The organism is Grimontia hollisae CIP 101886 (assembly GCF_000176515.1).
GTDB lineage: Bacteria > Pseudomonadota > Gammaproteobacteria > Enterobacterales > Vibrionaceae > Enterovibrio > Enterovibrio hollisae.
Window position 1 is genome coordinate 1 of sequence record NZ_ADAQ01000004.1, and the last position, 21,352, is coordinate 21,352.

General features: G+C 47.3%; 25 protein-coding genes. 14 read left to right on the top strand and 11 right to left on the bottom strand.

The genetic code is table 11. From position 1 onward, the window contains the following. The first annotated feature begins 200 nt into the window (after positions 1-200). A complete protein-coding gene (locus tag VHA_RS00125; RefSeq protein WP_005500630.1) occupies positions 201-818 on the top strand; it encodes a recombinase family protein in 618 nt (205 codons plus the stop codon). A 166-nt stretch (positions 819-984) separates the two neighbouring features. Here VHA_RS00125 and VHA_RS00130 read toward each other — a convergent pair whose 3' ends face one another. Both VHA_RS00130 and VHA_RS00135 read right to left on the bottom strand, forming a co-directional pair. After that, a complete protein-coding gene (locus VHA_RS00130) occupies positions 985-1,806 on the bottom strand; it encodes a restriction endonuclease (RefSeq protein WP_005500632.1) in 822 nt (273 codons plus the stop codon). 673 nt (positions 1,807-2,479) lie between these two features. Further along, positions 2,480-2,746 carry a hypothetical protein gene (locus VHA_RS00135; protein WP_005500638.1) on the bottom strand — a complete coding sequence of 89 codons (267 nt, stop codon included), beginning with the start codon at positions 2,744-2,746 and terminating at the stop codon, positions 2,480-2,482. A gap of 451 nt (positions 2,747-3,197) precedes the next feature. Here VHA_RS00135 and VHA_RS00140 point away from each other — a divergent pair, with 451 nt between their 5' ends. Then, positions 3,198-3,743, top strand: a complete 546-nt coding sequence (locus VHA_RS00140) for a hypothetical protein (protein ID WP_040527860.1) — start codon at positions 3,198-3,200, stop codon at positions 3,741-3,743. 574 nt (positions 3,744-4,317) lie between these two features. On the opposite strand, the gene VHA_RS00150 is transcribed toward VHA_RS00140, so the two are convergent. The 3 genes from VHA_RS00150 to VHA_RS00160 form a co-directional block, all read right to left on the bottom strand. Further along, positions 4,318-4,920, bottom strand: coding sequence for a recombinase family protein (locus VHA_RS00150; RefSeq protein WP_005500641.1), 603 nt, complete (start codon positions 4,918-4,920; stop codon positions 4,318-4,320). A 201-nt stretch (positions 4,921-5,121) separates the two neighbouring features. Further along, positions 5,122-6,090: a ParB family protein gene (locus VHA_RS00155; protein ID WP_005500642.1), complete on the bottom strand. Its 969-nt coding sequence runs from the start codon at positions 6,088-6,090 to the stop codon at positions 5,122-5,124. Between the two features lie 11 nt (positions 6,091-6,101). Continuing rightward, a complete protein-coding gene (locus VHA_RS00160; protein ID WP_005500643.1) occupies positions 6,102-7,301 on the bottom strand; it encodes an AAA family ATPase in 1,200 nt (399 codons plus the stop codon). Positions 7,302-7,960: 659 nt separating this feature from the next. Between VHA_RS00160 and VHA_RS00165 the strand changes: the two genes are divergently transcribed. After that, the gene (locus VHA_RS00165) at positions 7,961-9,031 is read left to right on the top strand and encodes a RepB family plasmid replication initiator protein (RefSeq protein WP_040527864.1); all 1,071 of its coding nucleotides are present in this window, start codon (positions 7,961-7,963) and stop codon (positions 9,029-9,031) included. Here the strand turns inward: VHA_RS00165 and VHA_RS00170 are convergent. Together VHA_RS00170 and VHA_RS00175 are read right to left on the bottom strand one after the other, a co-directional pair. Continuing rightward, positions 9,023-9,310 carry a type II toxin-antitoxin system RelE/ParE family toxin gene (locus tag VHA_RS00170; protein ID WP_005500647.1) on the bottom strand — a complete coding sequence of 96 codons (288 nt, stop codon included), beginning with the start codon at positions 9,308-9,310 and terminating at the stop codon, positions 9,023-9,025. The two genes, VHA_RS00165 and VHA_RS00170, sit on opposite strands and share 9 nt — an antisense overlap. After that, positions 9,303-9,545, bottom strand: a complete 243-nt coding sequence (locus tag VHA_RS00175; RefSeq protein WP_005500649.1) for a type II toxin-antitoxin system ParD family antitoxin — start codon at positions 9,543-9,545, stop codon at positions 9,303-9,305. The genes VHA_RS00170 and VHA_RS00175 overlap by 8 nt, the downstream gene beginning before the upstream one ends. A gap of 334 nt (positions 9,546-9,879) precedes the next feature. Between VHA_RS00175 and VHA_RS19065 the strand changes: the two genes are divergently transcribed. The 3 genes from VHA_RS19065 to VHA_RS00190 all read left to right on the top strand — a co-directional run bounded on the left by VHA_RS19065 (position 9,880) and on the right by VHA_RS00190 (position 11,715). Beyond that, positions 9,880-10,092 carry a type IV secretory system conjugative DNA transfer family protein gene (locus VHA_RS19065; RefSeq protein WP_233264406.1) on the top strand — a complete coding sequence of 71 codons (213 nt, stop codon included), beginning with the start codon at positions 9,880-9,882 and terminating at the stop codon, positions 10,090-10,092. Then, positions 10,017-10,346, top strand: coding sequence for a type IV secretory system conjugative DNA transfer family protein (locus VHA_RS18505; protein WP_229333330.1), 330 nt, complete (start codon positions 10,017-10,019; stop codon positions 10,344-10,346). The genes VHA_RS19065 and VHA_RS18505 overlap by 76 nt, the downstream gene beginning before the upstream one ends. A gap of 214 nt (positions 10,347-10,560) precedes the next feature. Next, complete coding sequence (locus VHA_RS00190; protein WP_005500656.1) at positions 10,561-11,715, top strand: hypothetical protein; 1,155 nt, start codon at positions 10,561-10,563, stop codon at positions 11,713-11,715. Between the two features lie 204 nt (positions 11,716-11,919). On the opposite strand, the gene VHA_RS00195 is transcribed toward VHA_RS00190, so the two are convergent. Further along, positions 11,920-12,981, bottom strand: coding sequence for a replication initiation protein (locus VHA_RS00195; RefSeq protein ID WP_005500658.1), 1,062 nt, complete (start codon positions 12,979-12,981; stop codon positions 11,920-11,922). A 1,758-nt stretch (positions 12,982-14,739) separates the two neighbouring features. Between VHA_RS00195 and VHA_RS00200 the strand changes: the two genes are divergently transcribed. From VHA_RS00200 to VHA_RS00210, 3 genes are read left to right on the top strand one after another with little or no spacing between them, the layout of a single operon-like run. Beyond that, positions 14,740-15,462: a hypothetical protein gene (locus tag VHA_RS00200; protein WP_005500659.1), complete on the top strand. Its 723-nt coding sequence runs from the start codon at positions 14,740-14,742 to the stop codon at positions 15,460-15,462. Next, positions 15,452-16,210 carry a hypothetical protein gene (locus VHA_RS00205; protein ID WP_005500660.1) on the top strand — a complete coding sequence of 253 codons (759 nt, stop codon included), beginning with the start codon at positions 15,452-15,454 and terminating at the stop codon, positions 16,208-16,210. The genes VHA_RS00200 and VHA_RS00205 overlap by 11 nt, the downstream gene beginning before the upstream one ends. Continuing rightward, the gene (locus tag VHA_RS00210; protein ID WP_005500661.1) at positions 16,210-16,728 is read left to right on the top strand and encodes a metal-dependent hydrolase; all 519 of its coding nucleotides are present in this window, start codon (positions 16,210-16,212) and stop codon (positions 16,726-16,728) included. Before VHA_RS00205 ends, VHA_RS00210 begins: the two co-directional genes overlap by 1 nt. A 44-nt stretch (positions 16,729-16,772) precedes the next feature. On the opposite strand, the gene VHA_RS00215 is transcribed toward VHA_RS00210, so the two are convergent. Continuing rightward, positions 16,773-16,988 carry a hypothetical protein gene (locus VHA_RS00215; RefSeq protein WP_005500662.1) on the bottom strand — a complete coding sequence of 72 codons (216 nt, stop codon included), beginning with the start codon at positions 16,986-16,988 and terminating at the stop codon, positions 16,773-16,775. A gap of 185 nt (positions 16,989-17,173) precedes the next feature. Between VHA_RS00215 and VHA_RS00220 the strand changes: the two genes are divergently transcribed. Further along, positions 17,174-18,184, top strand: a complete 1,011-nt coding sequence (locus VHA_RS00220; protein WP_005500663.1) for a type IV toxin-antitoxin system AbiEi family antitoxin — start codon at positions 17,174-17,176, stop codon at positions 18,182-18,184. A gap of 32 nt (positions 18,185-18,216) precedes the next feature. Next, positions 18,217-18,342, top strand: coding sequence for a hypothetical protein (locus tag VHA_RS19175; protein WP_005500664.1), 126 nt, complete (start codon positions 18,217-18,219; stop codon positions 18,340-18,342). 73 nt (positions 18,343-18,415) lie between these two features. Here the strand turns inward: VHA_RS19175 and VHA_RS00225 are convergent, their stop codons facing one another. Together VHA_RS00225 and VHA_RS00230 are read right to left on the bottom strand one after the other, a co-directional pair. Next, the gene (locus tag VHA_RS00225; protein ID WP_005500665.1) at positions 18,416-18,742 is read right to left on the bottom strand and encodes a hypothetical protein; all 327 of its coding nucleotides are present in this window, start codon (positions 18,740-18,742) and stop codon (positions 18,416-18,418) included. Beyond that, positions 18,735-19,034 carry a hypothetical protein gene (locus VHA_RS00230; protein WP_147280904.1) on the bottom strand — a complete coding sequence of 100 codons (300 nt, stop codon included), beginning with the start codon at positions 19,032-19,034 and terminating at the stop codon, positions 18,735-18,737. The genes VHA_RS00225 and VHA_RS00230 overlap by 8 nt, the downstream gene beginning before the upstream one ends. Before the next feature lie 632 nt (positions 19,035-19,666). On the opposite strand from VHA_RS00230, the gene VHA_RS00240 reads away from it, so the two are divergent. From VHA_RS00240 to VHA_RS00250, 3 genes are all read left to right on the top strand, one after another. Further along, entirely contained in the window at positions 19,667-20,182 is a 516-nt protein-coding gene (locus tag VHA_RS00240; protein ID WP_040527873.1) for a hypothetical protein, read from the top strand. Positions 20,183-20,194: 12 nt separating this feature from the next. Further along, positions 20,195-20,683: a hypothetical protein gene (locus tag VHA_RS00245; protein WP_040527874.1), complete on the top strand. Its 489-nt coding sequence runs from the start codon at positions 20,195-20,197 to the stop codon at positions 20,681-20,683. A gap of 351 nt (positions 20,684-21,034) precedes the next feature. Further along, the coding region (locus VHA_RS00250; protein ID WP_040527875.1) for a recombinase family protein at positions 21,035-21,352 on the top strand (318 nt) is incomplete at its 3' end.

Consider the following 21,352-nt stretch of genomic DNA (forward strand, 5'->3'; position numbering starts at 1 on the left):
CCTATGAAGCCCTTTCTGTTGTCAGTATAAGTTAACAGCTTATTAATAGTCAATCATTGCTCCAGCCAACAATATTATGGGTATACCCCAACGCGACCACCCTACCCTGATACAAAAACTGGCAATGTGACCACCTAAATGCGACACTACCTATTGCAACCACCTAAATGCGACACTGGCCACTTTCAGGGAGACAAACCATGTTTATTCGCGCTTACCTTCGCGCCTCGACCGATGAACAGAATGCCGAACGGGCAAAAGCCACCCTCGACCAGTTCATCCAGGAACATGGCCAACGCATTGCCAGTTACTACACCGAAAACATCAGTGGCACCCAACTCGACCGCCCGGAATTAAACCGCCTGCTCACAGATACCCAGGCAAACGACATTCTGCTTGTTGAACAGATAGACCGCCTGACCCGCCTCAACGACCACGACTGGAAACAGCTCAAACGCATGATTGAGGAAAAAGGTCTGCGCATTGTCAGCATGGATGTCCCTACCAGCTGGCAGGCACTCGATAGCAACGCCCTCACTCACAACGATCCCATCATCAAAGCCGTGCTCGATGCCATCAACAACATGCTGATAGAGCTGATGGCCGCCATGGCCAGAAAGGACTACGAAACACGAAGAGAACGCCAGCGCCAGGGAATAGAAGCCGCCAAAGCCAACGGCAAATACAAAGGCAAACAGCCTGACATCGAACGGCACCAGAAAGTGAGAAGCTACAGAAAGAAAGGCCTCAGCCTGAGAGAAATTGCAGAAGCGACCGGCTATAGCCGATCGCAGGTATGTAGGATATTGGCTAACTGAGTTTTAGACAGAAACGGGTTAGAACTAAAGCGTCCACTTCGGATAACTTTAGTGTGGAGAAAATGAAGTAGACGACTCTTTTGTTTGAAAGCTATGGCTGCTGGCGCAGCCAAAAGAATGCTATTGGCTATTGACAGGAGAAGGATCATATGTGTTATACCCCTAGTTAGTCGTCTGTAAAGTAATCAGTATCAACTCTGAAGGTTGCGTAGCTTTTTACCAAAGTGACACCTACCCCGTGGGTTAGCATGAGATCACAAAGAAGATCGCCATCAATTAAAACTATACTTTTTTGTTGCTTTTCAACATATGTTTCAGCAGTTTTAGCAAATGATGACGTTGTAATAAAAACTCCTTTCTGAACATTCTCCATCGCACCAACAAACTGCTGTAGATCAGGGCGACCTATTTTATTAGACGTGTAGCGTTTTGCTTGGATATAGATCTTATCCAAACCTAGTTTGTCTTCTTTGATAACACCATCAATACCCCCATCGCCTGGAGAGCCACTTACAAGCCCGGCTCCTGGGAAGTCACCTCCATATCCCATCGCTAATAACAAATCGACAACTAAGCGTTCAAAGAAAGCTGGCTCTGAAGATAATATCTGTTCCAAGAGTTGGTTTTTAACGCCCGCACGATGCTCAAGATATGCGTCATACAGCTTTTCTTCTGGAAGTCTATCGTTTGAAATTTGTACTGGTTTTTCTTTTTGTTTCTGAGGTTTTGAAGTCAGTTTCTGGTCAAGCAAATAGTACTTTGTAACTTTTCCATTTTTACTATCAATAACAAAATGCTTGGCAGGACTAGCTGACGGAAAATCCAACCCGAAGCAATGCTTGCGAAGTTTGCTGTTTACAATTGCTTCTGGAACCTTAGCACCAAATTCATATAAATTTCGACTAATTATTTCATCATATATTTCTTTGTATGTGAGAGGCTTTTCCAATGTCGAAAGAACTTCTTTTATCGCTTCAACAATTGTCACTGAATTTTCCTTTTATATATTAGGGCATAAGAATTTATTAGACTCAAAAATGGGGTAATCACCCCCAACCTTTATATATCTGAATAACGAAAATTTCTGGAATAAGTACATATTTTAATGAAGATAACATAAGGACAACCAAAAAAGGGAGTGAGAAAATACGATCAAGTTGATATTTTCTACATACATCTCGTTTAACATTGGGAAACTTACTGAAAGCTCTTGAGGTGAGATTGATAAAGTTTTTCTATAATGTGGAAATGGACAGAAAACATATATATTCGCCCCCTTTATTACCACCCCACTTCACATTATGTTCCCATTGTGTTAAACCTAACAGACTTTGCAATATCGCAAAAAATCCACCGCGACCAACCCGCGCTGCGCCCACTTAGAAACACCACCAAACCCAGACCAGACAACATAACAACCCACACCCACCTTACTGCCCTTTTATCACTTGTGGGGCGCAGCTCTGGGCGGGTGGGGGATGCGGTGGTGCTTTTGCGTGACACTGGCTTGCCAGAAGCGCACGGCGAATGCCGCTGCCGAAGGCAGGGAAAAGCGACGAAGAAAGGAACCTGAACCTGCGCCAATTTAATATAACTTCGCGCAATGCGGCGAAGCGGAACGGCGTGAGGAACGAGCGACGGCGCATTGTGACCAAGTTATGTTAAGCAGAGGCATTATGGCGGGAGCCTGCGACCAGAATAATGCGGCGCGCAATTGGTGCGAACACCTCCGGACATGCAAGGCGTAAACTCTCCGATACCAGGTAGCCGCTACACCTCCCCCACTCTTCCGCACGGCCTTTGTGTTGTTTCAAAGGCGGTGCGTAGGCTTTAGCGTTGCGAAGCATCGCGCCCCAAGACTGGGGAAGGGGTTGAGAAACAAACAGGGCCTGGATGACGAACGGCGACCAGACCGCGCCTGTGGCCATGACGGTGCCACACCTAATGCGCGCAGCGGATTGTTGTTGGGGTGGTGTTGACCGTGTTGGCCAGAGGGAGGCGGTTTGGCTGAGTGAGGAAGACTGGCGGCATTATCAGTGTATCTATGCGTCTTTACCAACTCGTTTCTGCCCCTTTTCTTGTTGACTAAAGCAAACCCGCCAACTCTCACATCGAGAGTTTTCCATAGATTTTCTAATCCAGTCGTGAGGTGTGGAGAAAATACCCCACTTTGTCGTATTTTCTCGTTCGTGATTTTGTGGAGTATGATGATACTCTATTCAAAACATGCGCTTATGCTAAGTCCTTAAAGTGTCTGTCTATTTAGTAGGGTAGGAAATTCCGACAGGCCTCTAAATATGCGAGCCAAGCGATCAACTATAACCATCTGTTTTTGATAAGCTAACTTAGCTTATGGCGTATAAATCAGGATGATTAAAAATGAAAAACATTTACAAACTCACAACAGTTGGTGCGGCACTTGTAGTCTTAGTTGGTTGTGAAACAACGAATGCGATCCCATACAAAGCATCGATGTCTAATGTAGCGACAATTCAAACAGAGCTAGCTGATCATAAAGGCTTAGCTGTTGGCGCTGTTACTATGTCAGATGACTCATCATTGTTGTGCCGCTTAAATGGTGATATTGAGGTTTATCCGGGTAAAACTATACCTGAGTACGTAAAAGAGGCGTTCATTGAAGAGCTTGTTCTTGCTCAACGGTATGACGTTAAAGCTTCCGAAGTCTCAATTGACCTAAATAATGTATCTTTTAGCTCTGTCACTCCTGCTAATTGGACACTAGCGGCAAATGTCATTGCTTCGAATGGAGCACAATACCCTGTTAATATTAAACATGAATTTGATACTAGCTGGTCAGCAGCAGGGGCTTGTAAGAATGTCGCTGATGCATTTGGTCCTGCAACCCAAGAGCTGATTAAGGCAATAGTTTCAAATCCGAATTTTGCCACCTTATCCTCACAGTAATTTCTAACAAACAAGAATAAGTGTCGCGCAGCCGACACTTTATTTGGGTGTAGAACAAGCCCGTCGCTGCCTTATTAAGTAAATTGCTCGGATGAGCACAGGAAAGCGGGTCGCAAGACACTGATTGCGTAATACCTTTTCCCTAATTTGAAGTTATCCGAACTGATTGCTCATAAACGTAACTCCTAACTCAGAATTGTCCATTACCCGCTAGACCACCCTATTCGCCCGCACGGCCTTGGTGCTGTTTCAAAGGCGGTGCGTAGGCTTTAGCGTTGCGAAGCATCGCGCCCCAAGACTGGGGAAGGGGTTGAAAAACAAACAGGGCCAGAATGACGAACGATGACAAGACCGCGCCTGTGGCCATGACGGTGCCACACCAAATGCGCGTAGCGGATTGTTGTTGGGGTGGCGTTGACCGTGATGGCCACAGGTTGGCGGGATAGGTGAAGTAAGGAAAACCGGCGGCATAACCCATCAGTAACTTACATAACTTACTCTAGTTACGTCATTTATATAACTAGTATTAATACACTCTGACGTATGCCGGTTTTCAAGACCAGTGCTTTCCGGTTTACGCCGAAATCCCCTGTCTTTTGATGTATTCACTCAGCGTACTCGGCGCAGCCTCAATCAGCCGTGCCGTTTCACGAAGACTCAGCCCCATACCGATATACTTTTCTATCTGCTCGCGTTTGGGGTCAAGCTTGAGGGATTTGGCCGGACCTTTCGGTCTTCCCAGGATCACGCCGTTTTTCTTTCTGGCGGCAAGGGCTTCTTTGGTACGCAGGCGGATAAACTCCCGTTCAATCTCGCCGGCAAGGCCGAGAACAGTAGCGATGATCCGCGCCTGCATCGAGCCATCAAGCTGCATGTTCTGTTTGGCAATGTGCACATTCACGCCCTTGTCCATACAGAGCTCCAAGATCTCCAGCACCTGAAGGGTTGAACGCGCCATGCGCGAGATCTCGGCAAACACAATCGTATCGCCTTCCCCCATACCTTCCAGCAAAGGGCCCAACCGGCGCTGATGCCATTTCTTCACACCGGACACGGAGTCTTCAACAAACACCAGATTGGCGAGGCCAACTGTGTTGGCGTATTCATAGATACCGTGCTTTTGGTTGGCGGTATCCTGACTGTCGCTGGATACCCGAAGATAGGCGTAATTTGGCATCATCATTCCCTGAATAGAAAAACGCACATAATGACGTGTCTTAATAGGAATGCCTATGGGTAAAACAAGGAAGAATGAAGCCGGTCAACGGAGAATGAAATCAGGGTGAAAATATGGCGATTTCACCCTGAAATTTCCCTTAAAAATCTTTGTTTTTCATAAAGATAGACATGAAATCAATATGGCGAAAATTACCTGATTTCACTTATTCAAATGCTGTTCAAGCACGCGCGCTACTGCGTCATCCAGATCTTTGATAAGGGCTTTTGGCAACCTGCCGAACTCATAACTCACAGTACGCTCTTTTTCTTTACGACGGGCAAAGGTGTCTTTGTCGCTGAACGTCCAGAGCTTCTCTGTTTTATAACGAGCTTTCCTGGGGACGGAAAGCTGCTGCGCCGCGGCAGATTTGTAGGCATTCAGCAGGGCATCTTTATAGCGGTCTGCCGGTATACTGGTATCCAGTTCGTCACGCTCAACCATCACTGCCGCCACCAGGGTTGCCAAATCCAGTCCTTTGTCGGTAAAGGTGGTGGCAAGCTCAAGTAACAGCTTGTAATCCGGGTAGGTCAACTCTGCCTGAATCGGGAACACAGCCAGCATATCTGCCGGTACCGATGCTGCCTGAATAGCGCGAGTCACTTTCGCTGCTGACATGCCCTGGCTTTCTGCGATCTCTTTCTGATTCAGACCACCGTCACGCAGTGCCAGTAAACGCAGGCCCACTTCGCGAAGGTTATGCTCACGCGCAGTCTGAATGTCTGCCGCCAGCTGACGCGCATCTTCAACGCTGATATCTGATTCAGTGACCAACACATCAAGGCCGGTACCGATAAAAAGGGCAGCCGCACGGCGGCGCGAGCCATCGAGAATTTCAATACGTTCGTCTGCACGTTTGCAGCCAATGGCGGGGAAAAACTGATGCAGCGACAGGGTACGGGTAATGTCTGAGACCGAAGCTTCGGTCAGGGCATTCTGATCGCGGCCATTGGTGGCCATGTCGACATAGGTCGTGCTTTCCAGTGCATCCGCTTCAATACGGGTAAAAGTAAAAGTGGCCTTCTTACCAGAGCCTAAAACAAACACCTGCTCACGTGCCGCACTTTTCGGCGCGTCATCGAGTAAGGCTTTAGTCGCCAATGTCCGGCCTATCGGTTTACGTTTAGACATGTTCGGTTTCCTTATTCAGACCGGATAAATTCAATGCGGTCAAACACGGCTTTGGCGAAATCTTCTGTCGCCACTCGCGCCCCTTTCAGGGCATCCGCACTGCCCGCATAGTTCGCCGGGTTAGCAGAGATCACAGTATCAAACGACTCGCCACAACGCTCAAAGGCATCAAGGCGGGGCAGGGCAACATCCAGCATGTCGCCACCAAAGATTTCTTTGGCAAAGCTGTGACACAGTTTGTGATCGGCTTTGTTAGCGAGTTTTGACATAAAGCCGATGCTGGCCACAAGAGACGGGGACACGCCGCTTTCTTCGATGATCCCGAACAGTTCCGGCAGGCGGGAGAGATATTTCAACGTACTGTGAAAATCAACCTGCGCCGGTGGGATAGGGGTCATCAAAAGATTTGCTGACGCCAGCGCGTTGATCAAAAACGCATCAAGGTGCGGACCACTATCAACAAAAATAAAGTCATAGTCACCGCGAATCTTATCGATGATGTTAGTTTTCAAAACGCCATTCACGTTCTGCCCAGGCAAGTGCTCGGCGCACAGCTCGTCCCACTTGGAGGCGATAAAGGCATCTTCAATCGATGCGGGGATCACATCCACACCGGGTACACCGGACGCCACGATAAACTCTTCCAGCAGCTCTTCACGACTGACATTCTGCAACATTGCCTGAGCAGCAGTGGTTTCCACTGAACCTATCGCGTAGTTATGCGACAGAAACATGGTGGCAGATGACTGGGGGTCGAGGTCAATCACCAGAATACGGAGATCTTCTTGCAGCAGGTGAGGATGAGCGCGCAGACCGTGTGCCAGTGAAACAGTACTCACTGTTTTAGACACGCCGCCTTTCAGGTTACCAATACTGATCACAAAAGCATCATCATAACGATCGCGGTAGCGTGGCACCTGACGGTGGGCGTAGATATCGATGATATTTTGGATAGACATGGCATACACCTGGGTGCTGCCAGCCTTTCGCTTTGCAAACTGATAGCCCGACTCTTCCATCTCCGACACCGTTTTATCCACGATAGCTTTAGAAAGCTTTGGAAGCTTGGCTACCGTAGCTTTGGTGTAACTCTGATGAAAGTGATTGGCGTCGAACTCTTCTTTTTGATTGTTGATTTGATCAGTAAGTGCCGACAACATTCTGATAGAACGCTCCGCAATTTTGCCGACCTGTTCCTTTCTGGAGGACATGCAATAAATCTCCCTTGTGTGCAGCATTTTTAAATTTGTTTGATAATGTTGCATGTTAGACAAAATTTAAGCAGAATGCATGTGTTTTCTAACAGAAAAAAAAAGAAAATTTGATGGGTCTTCTGGCGTGGGTAAGTTAGATAAATCTCTGATTTATCAACTTATCCACCCTGTATATAACAGCTCTATAAGATCTCTAATTGATCTATAAGATCTATAAAGTATATAAGCCCCTGAATTCCATTTTGATTCAGTAAGTTAAGAATGTTTTGGTTACACATTTTTCTTTTTTATGATCATATTTTTCTGTTAAATGATCATGTTTTTCCGGTTAGGGTTACACCTTTTTCTGTTAGGGTTACACCTTTTTCTGTTAATTGATCGATTTTTTCTTTTTAAGGTAACAGGATTTTCTTTAAAGGTAAGAAATATCCGTGTACAAGGCTTTACAACACCCTTAAAAGGACATTTTTTTACTGACAGGACTGTTAAGGTCACACATTTTTCTTTAGAGACTTTATGAACTGTCTGTTTTACTTCGATACTGATGCTTAGAGTTACAGGTTTTTCTTTAATCAAGCCATAGACCGGAAAAAAGTGTGACCTTAAACGTGTTTGGTCTTTTGAGACCGGAAAATGTTGTGACCCGGAGGAAGAGGGTGAGTCCAAATAACCAGAAAAAACTTGAGAATGAACAGCAGGTTATTCTGACTGATAACAGTCGCCAGCTGCCAGCGCAGTTTTTCAAAAAAAGCCATGATCTGCTTTTCAGCCAGCTTTCTCTTAGTCCCCGCGAACATGACATTATGGCCTTGTTACTGAGTCGTTTACATCAGGAGCACTGGCAATCCTTCATCGATGGCACGGCCATCCGTGCACCGGCGTATCAGTTTAAATCTGATGTGTTGTGTGAGTGGCTGGGCGTGAGCAGCTCCAACCTTTATAACACCCTGAGCGGACCTGCTGAGAGCCTCGCTAACCGAGCGATTGGTATTCGCCAGCCGGATCGCAAGGAATTTGACTTTGTGAGCCTGTTTAAACGCCTTTCTTACAAAGATGCGGTGCTGACTATCATTCCTAACGATGAGCTGATGAAAGAGTATCTGGGCGTATCACAGGGTCACGCACAAGTGGATCACCATGTGTTCCGTAAGCTCAAGAAAGAGCACTCAAAACGCCTCTACCCTCTGCTTTCCAGATTCAAGAACGAAGCACATACGCTGCATCCTCAGAGCATTGAGGAACTACATGGCTTCTTTGGCCTGCTGAATGAAAAAGGGGAGCTGATAAAAACCAGTTATGCCAATAACAAGGTGTTTATTGACCGCTGTATCCGTCAGCCGATTGAAGAGATCGCCAAACACGACCCGAACATTGAATTCCAGATCAGCCCGGAAGGGACGTTTGGTTACCGCACCATGAAGAGTGGCCGCAAGATTGCTAAAGTGGAGTTTCTGTATCGTTGGCGTAAGCCGGTGAACAAAGAAGAGCAGGCAGAACGCGCCAAGCTGGCGCAGGAAAAAGCACCGATTGAACATGCTGAAATGGTGTATGATCTGGTGATGGATTTTGTGCCTGGCCAGAGTGGTAATCCGACCGTGGAAGAGCTAAACGGCATGATGATGCACAGCGCTAAACTGATCGAACAGGGCAGGGCATTGGATGCAGCCTTTATGGCAAAGTTCAGTGCAGCCATGAGTGAGGCGATAGCCGCCACTGGCTCACATTAGATGCAGCAATGGGTCCATCTGCTGATGAAGGATGCGCAGTATAAAGATGTCCTGCTCTCGGATACGGTAGAAAAAGGCGTGTTTATGATGATCATGTCGGCGAATGCCCGGGCCAATCTCGCTGCATTCGCGGCCTATCATCGGGGAGCCTGACAAGGTGTTCAGGCTGGCTTCCATCTCTTCCACGTAGCGGTCGGCCTGCTGCTCACCAAAATTCAGGAAGGTGTATTCGTAAATTCCACCGAAGTCCTCAGCGGCTTTATTAGACAGTTTATACATTCAGTCTGGCTTTACGCTGGGCGGCTATTTCTTTCAAAGACAGGGTACTTTCGCCGCTCTCTTCGCCTTCGAGCACTGCTTTTCTTAAGAGTTCGAGCTGATTTTCCTGTTGCTCGAGTAAACGCAGGGCGCTGCGAACCACTTCGCTGGTTGAGCCGTAACGGCCAGATTTGATCAGGCGTTCGACAAAGCTATCAAGGTTTTCACCGATGGTGACACTGGTTGTACGTCCCATGACTTTCACCGCTGTGTTAATTATTCACACAGAAAGCTTATCACTGGTTTAATGAAGTGTAAAAGGAGGCGTTTTTCGATGTTTTCACTGGTCTTTTCTTCATAGCGGACAGACACTTCACCACCGTCCACGGTTATCGTGATTGCTGACATCTTCCTTATCTCGATAATGTTGTTAGTTTAGGTAACGACTCAAAAAAGCGGATCAGGTCGCTTGCTGTAGCCCTTTAAGCAACTTGCGTTGCTGCTCCAGTTTCTTCTGTTGCACCTCGATATGCTGTTCTAGCAAAGCCATTGGCAATGCTTCAATATTCCCGAGCTGACTTATTCTCGCACTGGATGAAGAAAAGGGACAATCGAATGTAGCGAGCACACTCAAAGCGGCGCTACAGGACTGGAACAACCCCATTTTTGATGCAGCAACCAGTGCCAATGATTTCAATTTTCATGATCTGCGCAAAATCCGTCGCAGATACGGGCACACGAACCTGAAGGGTACGGGCACAATACCGCTACCACCTTCATCGGCAACCATGAAGTGCAATTGATTTACACGCCAGAAAAAGAGGATGCAGAAGATATTTCCAAGTTTTTAGGCGACAAAACCGTCAAGGCCGAAAGCGTACAGCGAACGACGGGGAAAAGCGGGAGAACCATCACGGTAAGCGAGCAGCGGCGAGCGTTGATGCTACCGCAAGAGCTGCGCGAAATGCCGTTCGAAAAGATGATCATCATGATGCGCGGTCGAAAACCGATATTTGCATCCCCCTTGGACAACTTACCTTCACTGCCGATCAGATAGCTCCATGGAAAATACAGGAGTGACAGCATCCACCCCGACAAATGAGCAAACACTGTAGCGTATTACGATAACTCACACACCGTGAGCAACATCAGAATAAAGTTGTCGCATCTTACTATTGATAATGTTAACTACAAAATGATAAATAAGTGTAGTAGCAAACCAACCAAACTTTTCACAATGCCATCAATAGTAAAACATTATCGAGGTATTTATGTTAAATGTTAATCTCAATACAACAAATCAAAATACAGCAACGCCACCATTAACGGTTACAGCACAAGAATCCTCTCTTCCAGAGCCTGTGATGACGCTTCTTAATGACACCACAAAGTTAGAAGCGCCGTATTCCCCTGAGACACTACAAGCACTGTTACAAAAACAGAAAGCAGCACTGAGAAGCACCCCACCCAATCCAGGGAATGTTGAATCAAACATCTCAGATGCGATGTTAGAGGCTATTGGCAAAAGCACTGAAGACCTCAGTATCTTGCAAGGCTGGACCGAAGGGGGGGCAGCAATGTTTAACTCGGCCAATAAAGTCATGTTTGAAACGTTAAAAAAGCTGCTTCAGAGCTCTGATGAAACCAAAAAAGGATTTGCGCGAGAAGATCTCTTCCAGTTAGCTGTGATTGACTTTATGGCCAATAATAAAAATATCCCGGACGATATTAAAGCCAAAATGGCTCACTACCTCGAAAGTACAGGGAGTGGCAGTCATGGCGTTCATGAACAGTGGGATGGCAAAAAATTTGCAGATGAATTGAAAAGTGTTTGGGACTGCATAAATACCAAGGCGCCAGAAAATTCTTTAGCCAAAAATATCTTGAATTACCTTGAAACTGAAGGTGGCGGCATCAATGCATTAAAAAATCAATATAATACTAATTTTGACAATACCAATGGCTACGCCTTTAGAGATAATTTTGATAAAGACAATTATGGCCTCAGTCCCATGTTAAGACTCGCTGTTATGGCGAAATTCCTGACAAAAAACCCCGACATTGTTCAGGCAGACTTAGAAATGTTTATGACAGGTACCGTCAAAGATATAGAGGATTTAATATCTAAACATCTAGGATCAACAACATTAGAGTTCCTACTTAAAGAGGGGAACTCTCCAACAGGAGGCTGGAATATAATTGGTGGTAACGGTACAGAAAAAATCGTGGACTGGACAGGTGTAGGACTTGATTTAGACTATTTCACTGATTTATATACTAAATTCCCCTCTCGTGTTTTAGGCGACGAAGATCTTAAAGAAATTAACCGTATCGGTGATAACGTCAAAATGATTATGCAATCATTGAAATACTGGTATCAAATCCTCCGCGATGAACGCGTAGCTATTGCGCGTAATATGTCCTAATTAACGCTTTTACAGCCAATATATACACGCTCTATAAAAATGCCTCTCGGGGCATTTTTTTGATGGGTATCAAGCGAAGATAGGCGTAATTTGGCATGATAGTCATCCTGACAATGCGTGAGTTGGTCTATCATGCATCAGTGAAGAAAGTGACGCAACTATCATAACTTACGTAAGTTAACTAAGTTATGATTATTCTATTTATCAACCAGATAAACTTTCTCTCGCTCTGGCTAATCTGGCCATAAAGCCGGAATCCAGCGGCATATCTTCCGGCATGGTGATAATACCCAGCTCGACCGATTGCAGTGCCAGATTATGTTTTTCATTCAGCTGCCCTTTGTGTGGCCAGGCCATCACAATCTCCCAGGCTTCCCGTGCCAGAACCAGCATCGGATTATCCGGCACCGGTTCCTGCTCAAGGGCTTTACGCTCGGCTTTCTCCGCTTTCCCGATATCAGTTTGCCAACGGTACAGAAACTGGATAGCCACCATTCTTCGACCACGCATCACGGGGGCAAACCCAACATTACCGGTTTCCGCATCAGTGTGAAATTCGATTTCCCTGCTGACTTCCGGGCAGTCCATCATCTCTTTGATCGGCTTTCTGATGCAACGGTCGATAAAGACCTTGTTCTGGCGGTAGCTGTTTTTCAGAAGCTGCCCTTTTTCATCCAGAAGGCCATAGAGGCCATGTAACGTCTCTATGGACTGGGGATGGAGTGTGCCCTTGTCTTTAAAGCGCGAGAGAAGCGTATAGAGGCGTTTCGAGTGCTCTGATTTCAGACTTCGGAAAGCTTTGTGGTTGATCTGTGCATGACCGGCGGAATAGTCAATGTAGGCATTGATAAGTTCAGAGTTCGGCACAATCGACAGTTCGCCTTTCTGGTATTTCACCCGGGCAAACAGCGGGATGAAGTCAAACTCCTGCTCTTTGTCGTTGTTCACACCCACCTTACGCCCGGAAAGTCGCTCAGCCACGGGGCGCAGTGTCGGATAGAGCTGCTTGGAGCTCAGGCCAAACCATTCCTTGAGCACATCAGAGCTGAAGGTGTAGCGAGGGGCATGAATATCGCGTTTTTCCAGAAAATCCGTCCAGTGATCTTTGTGAAGGCGGGAAAGAAACAGTGCCATCATGTCATGCTCTCGCGCTGACAGGCCAAGCTGGCTGAACACCAGTTCGTGGCTTTTCTTGAAAAACTGCTGGGGTAATTCGTTCGGGTTCTCGGTCGTAACCTGATAACGTTTATCGAGGGTATCGGTCATTATCGCTGTGCCTATGGTCACACTTTTTTAGTGTATAGGGCTAGAATACTAAAATCCTGTGACCGTTTACCAGCAGATATTCACCACACACTAAATTTATGTGACCATGTGGGCAACATTCTGACTGAGACTAAAAATCTGTGACCCTGACACTAAGAAAATGATCGCAAATACTAAAAAAAAGTGACCATAGACTAATAATATGTAACCTTAAAGGGAGTTTTGACTAAAAAAACGTGACCCTGACACTAAAAATATGTCGCCAATAGAGCTGTAACATCATGATGTAAAAGGGCTTTTCAGAGGCTATAGATCTTTATAGATCTTTTATAGAGATCTTATAAAGATCTTATAGAGGGTTATATAGCCTGTGGATTGTGGATAACTCGTTGAGTTACCACACCAATCCACAGTCACCAACAAAAATCACTTTTCTTTTTCTTTCTCAAGAAGCGCAATGATCTCTTTGTCTGACAATGTTGCCAGATGTGCGACAGCCGCCTTGACCACCTGAGAGCGGTTACAGCGGAAAGTACGTGGCTTGAGGGAAAGTGTGTCGATGAGTCTGTCACCGCTGTGTTAATTATTCACACAGAAAGCTTATCACTGGTTTAATGACGTGTAAAAGGAGGCATTATTTGATGAACAGAAGTCTGTATTTTTATCTATCAACACATAAAGTTATAGTGCATTAGAAGTGCGTAAAAAGATCAGGATCGCCTGGATCATGTAACTGTGAATATACTCAAAACCTAATGCTTTCCCACCGATCGCAGACATTACAACTCTGCAATGCATTACACCTGACGTTCTATAAGGTGCTGAATTCCAAAAAACGAAAAGGAAACGGGCCTATTCAATACAGGGATGTGTAGAGACGGTTTTTGTTGTTGCCGCAACAGAACCGAAAAGGGATGAACATAAATACCGCTTCATTCTGCCTCTTGATGGAGGTCACTTCAACTCGTCCTCAGAGATACCTATCGCACTTTTCAGGGATCACACCTGACCTGTTGTCGTATGCGGGTAAACCCACGCCAGCGACAATAAAGAAATGGGTGGCCATAACCCGGGTTATGAAAACAAATGGTGTGTGACAACGTGATGCCGTCTTGACGGGGACGTACCGTGGCCGGGTGAACGGCAGCGGTGATAAGCAGGTTTAAGGCTAACGGGTGATGTAATTACATTGCCTGACTGTGAGGTTTCAATCATAAGTGACTTACGTTACGCAACAGGCGTAACTTACATAACTTATTACGTGTACAAACCAGTCAGGAAACGGAAGGGAGAGACGCCCCGACCTGCAGCGGTACTGGCGAACCGTGCGACTATGCCCAGCCCCTATCTAATCTGTCGCAAAACTGATCGCACCTGATAAAGCACCACGTTGAAAAACCAACACAACAGGAAAAAGACGGTACGGAAATTGAGTGAGGTTAACGCTTAGGTGTTGCATCACCCAGCCCCCGTCTATAGACCTGTTATGTCTGTGTCCGGATTAAACGAACTTTTTTTGCGAACAGGGCAGGGGGTGAATCCCGATTTTGGATTGGGTGGTTTTGTTTACCCCTAATGCTTCGCATTTTTTTTCGTTTTACTGTGCGGAAAAAACCGGTGTGAAGCGAACGCGAAATGGGCGCAGAATAAAGCAATTTACAGGGTAATAAACACCTCAGTTACAAAGACGGAAGAGGCGCACCGAGTAATGCCCACCGTTCATATTTAAAACGCTGGCGGTGCCTTACAGTAAGTGCCATGCGCTACTTAAAACTCCGGACAGACAGCAAACGCACCCGCAAGGACGGCAGTGCTTATGTGACGCCACTGATTGTGGACGCACCGCGCCGCTATGCGCCCAATGCTGCCAAAAAAGAAACCGCACTCAAACGCAAACAGTGCCAGCTGATCACCGGGGCACATGATTCCGGTAAAACCCGCTGGCTGCAGCGTCTTTATGACGCCAGACAGACCATCTGGGGCCCCAAACCCACGCCCGTCAAACTCGAAGGACTGATGCCACTTTCAAGCTGGGTGGAAGTGGAAGGCATTGATGTCTGGCACAGGGAATGGAAGAAAGACGATGAGCACGCGACGCCCTGGCACAAACTCAACCTGCAACAAAAGGCTGATCTGCTGGCTGAGTATCTGGCCGATTCCGGTGCCATGCTATTCATCGATGACGCGCACAAGCTCACTGGCCGCAAAGCGCAGATCGCCCGAAAGTGCATGCTCTCCGCAACACTCTGGCTGGTTGCCACCAGTGAGGAAGGGCGCTTGCCTCCCTCTGTCCGCCCACTGATTGAACGGCGAAGCCCCCAGATCACCAATCTGGAAAGTGATGTCAGCTACGACACCACCAAGGCGCTTATCTGGTTTATGGTCGCACTCTGTATTGTCGCCGGGGCCTGGGAGGCCGGCGCGGTGCTGGGTGGCCTTCAGATGCTGGGCTCAGGAAGAAGGGCAAGCCGTGCCGAATAACACTCCGATTTTCGCCTTCGCCTGGCTGCTGTCGGCCACCGCCTTCGCCACAACCGGCGAAGGCGACTGGCCGCTGGATTTTTCATGGAAGCGCGAACAGGTACCGCCGCCACCGGACGTCAAACCCTACGAGCTGCCCACCCTGCACGGTAAAAGCCCACACTACAACACACCGCTCCCTGCACTGAAACGCGCCCCGAAAGCAGACCCGGATGCCATCTATCAGGCCGTGATCAACTGCTACCCGGAAAAGAGTAAGTTCAAGCTCGATATCGACCTCGTGGCCGGTATGAAAGCAAGCTATGACCAGTACGACACCGAAGGCTGGCCAGACATTGGTGAGCATTATGTGGGGATTGTCGGAAAGATGCCGCTTTACAGCGCCACCGAGCTTTCCCGCGAACGCCAGTGGGAATACCAGCGCAGAACAGCCACAGCGACCGCCGTTGCCGAGTTTGTGGATTCCATGGCCAACCGTAATCACGCCTATCGCATGATGGGGCTTTATCTTTCCCTCGAAGCCCGATCACAGGCAAGGGTGGCAGAAGGGGTGGCCAACATCAGTGAACAGGTGGCGTACCTTGAAAGTGTCGCCAGTGCGCAGCGCGACATTCTGAAGTTTGAAGCCAAAGTGACGGAGCATCGGCTTGCCCTCGCAGCCATGTGCGATGACGGCAAAGCGCCCCATATCAACACCTACCTGAAAAACCTTGCATGGCTTCCACCTGCAGGAAAGGAGGAAAGGTAGTGCGCTGGTTCAGTCACACCCTGATAGCCGGCGCCATGTGCGCCGTGATTTCCCCTCCGCATGTCGCCGCCTGCATTGCTGGCGCGACCGCACCGGACTGGATGGAATGGGTGGTAAAAGTCACGGGAAAGCGCATCAAACATCGGGGACCGACCCATATTTTTACCCACTGGCTGATCTTTGCGCTCGCTGCCACCTTCGTGTGGGACTGGCACGGCCTGTTAGCCGCTTTTGCCTGGGGCGGGGTCAGTCACATTGTCACCGATGCCATGACGGTTTCCGGCGTGCCGTTCTCGCCTTACAGCGACCGGCGCTTTCACCTGTTCGGTGGCAGATTCCGCACCGGTGACCCGATTGAATACGCGATAGCCGGTGCCGTGGTGATCGCGTGTATTGGCCTTTCACACCTCACCGGCAGTGAAGGCTTTGCGCCATTTTTCTACGACTGGGGCGGCATGTACGACCGTGGCCTGATTGACGGACTGGAATGGAAGGCCAACCGGTTCAGATTGATATGATGGTCGACTGCCGCCCTAACTGATAGCAATAGATTTATTTACCGTTACACCGGATCATTCAAACGTGGCTTATCAGCAACAACAAAAGGTTTGAACTCTGTATGGGTAATGCGGGTTTTATCCAGCTTATTCTTTGCTGTCCATTGCGTGTTGTCTCTTAGGTATTTTCGGTTGTGTTCAGATTTCGATTTACCAACCAGCCCTAAATGATAATTCATTTCATGATCTTCACTAAAATTCACGTAATCCCAATCATTCATCGGAAATGTCTCCTTTTAATTATATGCAATTATGTTCACACCCAGCTAAACACACTTTGAAATGACAGTAAGTTCAGATCATTATTTTTGTGATTAACCAGTCATATAGGACATAGTTCTAACTATCATTCTGATGCCAATGTCAGTATCTAGGTGGAAGGTTATCCCTCTTAGTGATATATTTCATGAATCATGAAAACAATCCAATCGTGAAAATGGACCAGCAGATATTGAGTCAGGCGCTGGACGCACTGCCTGAGCACATCGAGATCACCGACATCCAATACCAGGATGCCAGTGCGCGAAACAGTGACGTAGATGCCACCGTGACCCTGAAAATAGCAGGGGAAACACGGACATTTGATACCGACATCAAACGCATTCACCGCAAAGCCACACTGGATGCTTTTCTACAAACACAACGCCAGCGTGAAACCCTGCTGATCTGCAATCCGCTCAGCACTTTCTTACGGCAGTACAGTGAAGAAAAAGGCATCAACTATCTGGATGAAGCCGGTAATGCCCATATTGTGCAGCCCGGCTTTTTTCTCCACATAGAAGGGAAGAAACGGAAACACATTCCGGATACGCGCCCAACCTTGAGTGTGGGGATCATGAAGTGCCTGTTTGCCCTGCTGGCTGACGATACGCTCCTGAATCAACCCTATGAAGTCATGGCTGAAAAAGCCGGTGTTTCACTGGGAATGATCAGTAAAACACTGACGTACCTTATTGACACACAGGCTATTCCTAAAGACAAAAAATCCCGGCGCTTTCTGGATAAGCCTGCACTCATGCAACAATGGCTGACGGCGTATCCTCAGGTGCTCAGAAAAAAACTGGCACCCTTTCGGGTAACAACGCCGCGTCACTGGCAGACCATCACACTGGAAGAGGGAGACATCTGGGGCGGAGAAGTCGCGGCGGCACAGTTAACCGACTATCTGGAGCCGGAAGAATACTGGCTGTTTACCCGCGAGCCGATGCAGAAAAAAATACGGGAACTTCAGGCGCGTCCCTCCGCTGACGGGCAACTCCTGATCGCCGCCCCTTTCTGGGGAAAGGACCTGACATTAACCCCTGCCGCCCAGGCACTGCTCGCCGTGGCAGAGCTTCTGGCCAGCAGTGACAGTCGCAACCGAGAAGCCGCAGAGATCTTAAATGACCAATATCTACACCTTAAGTCACTCCCTTAACCCGCAGTTTGAGCGGGCCCTCGACGTTTGAAGTGGTCACAACAATTATTCACGACAAAACGGATCCTTTTATCGCCGCCATTACGGCAACACATCGCGGCACTGATATTGACCGTGTCAGCCAGCTGCTCGCCGACTTCTGGCTGGGTGCAAACTAGAACGTTCTTAAGTAACAGGCATCACTTGCGTAAGTGATGCCTGTTATGTTGTTTATGTAAGTTACATAATTTATTAAAGCCTGGTATTCAGCCCCGTTAACTCACTGAACACGCCTTCCAACATATCGCAATACACCCCTGACTGACTGCCCATTTCCGGGCATTCAAACGACCGGCGACACAGCTTAAACGCCGTGACGGTGTAAGTATCGGACGGATCCAGCACCACCCGAATGCGGTTAACGCCCTCTTTCGCAAACCGCGCCGGCAAATCAAACTGCAGACCTGGCGAATCCAGTGCAACAAACTGCCGCGCCCCTGTCATGGCAATAAAACGGTTTCCGCCCAGCTGGCCAAGGATGGTTTTCGCAATGGTGCGGTAATATTCTGAATCAGTCATTTTCTTGCCCCCACACTTCCGCCGCATCCATAAAACATTCCAGATCTTCGACCGTATGAATGGCCCAGCCATGCTGATTGAGCGCCACATTCAGCGCCCACACAACCTGCTGAACATTCGGATTAATGGCCCGTAAACGTTCGTGAAGACGGTAAAGCCCTTCATCCATGACTTCTGCCTGGAACGGCAACAGCCCCCTCATCGTTGTGGAGCCTGAGTGATGCAACGGAGATACGTTGCTCGCCGGCTGCGCCCTAGTGCTGCTTGGTGGTAGGAAGGTTGAACGTGACATGGCTTTTCTCCTTGTTTAGTGGTTTCTCATCGCCGTTTTCGCCTGCCTTCCCGAAGGCACTGCACGGTTCTGGCCATCAAGGGCGCGCTGTTTGCGTTTATTTACCCTTGAAGGACAGGTTCTGCGGTGCCAGGGAAAAGAAGGCGGCGGGAGCGGCGATGAAGGGAAACCACAAGGAGAAAACCACACGTGAAACCGCTCACCGCCTTAGCCGCACTTTGGCGCAGACGGTGAAAGCTTTTGATCTTGGTGAGCTAACTTTGACAATATGTTGCTCAGCACAGTTAGACTTAGCTGAGCCATAGATAATGTAGAAATCGTCCAATCAAACACTTCTTAAACCATAGACTTGCCTCCCATACCCACATCGAGCACATCGAGCACAATCATCACATTGAGTACATTAAGCACAGTGAGCACGCAAATTTATTAATAAAGCTTTAAATTACATAAATTTATACGAATTTTATGTAATATATATCACAATTCAATACCTTGATTGCGATATGTATTACAGTTCAAACTTAATTATGTAATTAATTAGGGGGGAATAAAACAAACGGCAAAGCAAGTTAATCTTTTACAATCAATAAGTTAACTATGATAATTACATTCACACATCGGGAGGTTTTATGAGCAAACGTGGAAAAAAAGTAGGAGCTAGCAAACTAGCTGAAAAGCGGCTGAATATCAGAGACAGTCTTTGGGAAGATGAGATTGAAAGCCTCAAGATATGGAGTCGAACAACACACGATGGGTTCACAACAGTACCTAGAACGTTGCCATATGTATTTAAGGTTATGGATCATTTAGCAGGCAAAGGAAAACCGGTTTCGTCCACATACTTCACGTTGTGGTGCAACGTTTTTGATGAAGGTTACCTCGACATCAAGGACAAAGAGAGATTTGCTTATGAATCAGGATTTTCGGGAGAAAGAGCGGTAACCACATGGTCAGGTAGGATGAAACTATTAGTTGAAAATGGCTTTATAAAAGCAAAGGAAGGCACATCAGGAGATTTTAACCATGTGTTAATTCTTAACCCATTAGAAGTAATAAAAGAGATCTATAAAGAAAAACCAAAAGACAAGTCCTACAACGCACTAATCAGTCGAATGAATGAAGTAGGCGCAACCTTTGAGGAATAAGGAATAAAGAGCATGGGCACTATAATACAAGCCTCTGACCTGACCAGAGAGCTACTAAAAAAGAGAACTCAAAAAAACGCGCTCATTGCCAATCCTAAAACAGGGAAATTATCATATGGGATGATACCTGCAAATAAATCAGGCATCCCTGAAGGAAATATCTTTCTAAAGCTTGGGGATACTGGCTTTGGTCCCCAACGTTCTGGCGCCTACGGTGCCAGACATATCTGGGACAAACATCAAGCAGATTTGTGCCTTACAGAGCCTTTAGACATTGTTACCCAATTGCAAGAAATCTTGGTTTCAGGGACAGATATACTAGTCAACTTGGCTGCAAAACATAACCCAGCGAGACCTGTCATCCTAAATACTAAAATTGGCAGAGTAGCTTTACAATTACAGATGATCAGTGGCGTTGCCAGTTACTCTATCATCTCCGCATATGGAGCTAAAAACGCTACAGGCACGGTTATAGGGACATTAAAAAACCCAAACGACTGATTTATTCGTTTGGGTTTTTTAATGTGATAGCTCGTGGCCTCTCCTTAGCACTATGGGACCGGAGATCACAACTAATGTTGTGCAACTATCAGGCAAACTTCCTAGCAAGCTTGAGACTAGAGCATAGGTTCGCGATAGCTAGGTGACAAACCCTATGAAGCCCTTTCTGTTGTCAGTATAAGTTAACAGCTTATTAATAGTCAATCATTGCTCCAGCCAACAATATTATGGGTATACCCCAACGCGACCACCCTACCCTGATACAAAAACTGGCAATGTGACCACCTAAATGCGACACTACCTATTGCAACCACCTAAATGCGACACTGGCCACTTTCAGGGAGACAAACCATGTTTATTCGCGCTTACCTTCGCGCCTCGACCGATGAACAGAATGCCGAACGGGCAAAAGCCACCCTCGACCAGTTCATCCAGGAACATGGCCAACGCATTGCCAGTTACTACACCGAAAACATCAGTGGCACCCAACTCGACCGCCCGGAATTAAACCGCCTGCTCACAGATACCCAGGCAAACGACATTCTGCTTGTTGAACAGATAGACCGCCTGACCCGCCTCAACGACCACGACTGGAAACAGCTCAAACGCATGATTGAGGAAAAAGGTCTGCGCATTGTCAGCATGGATGTCCCTACCAGCTGGCAGGCA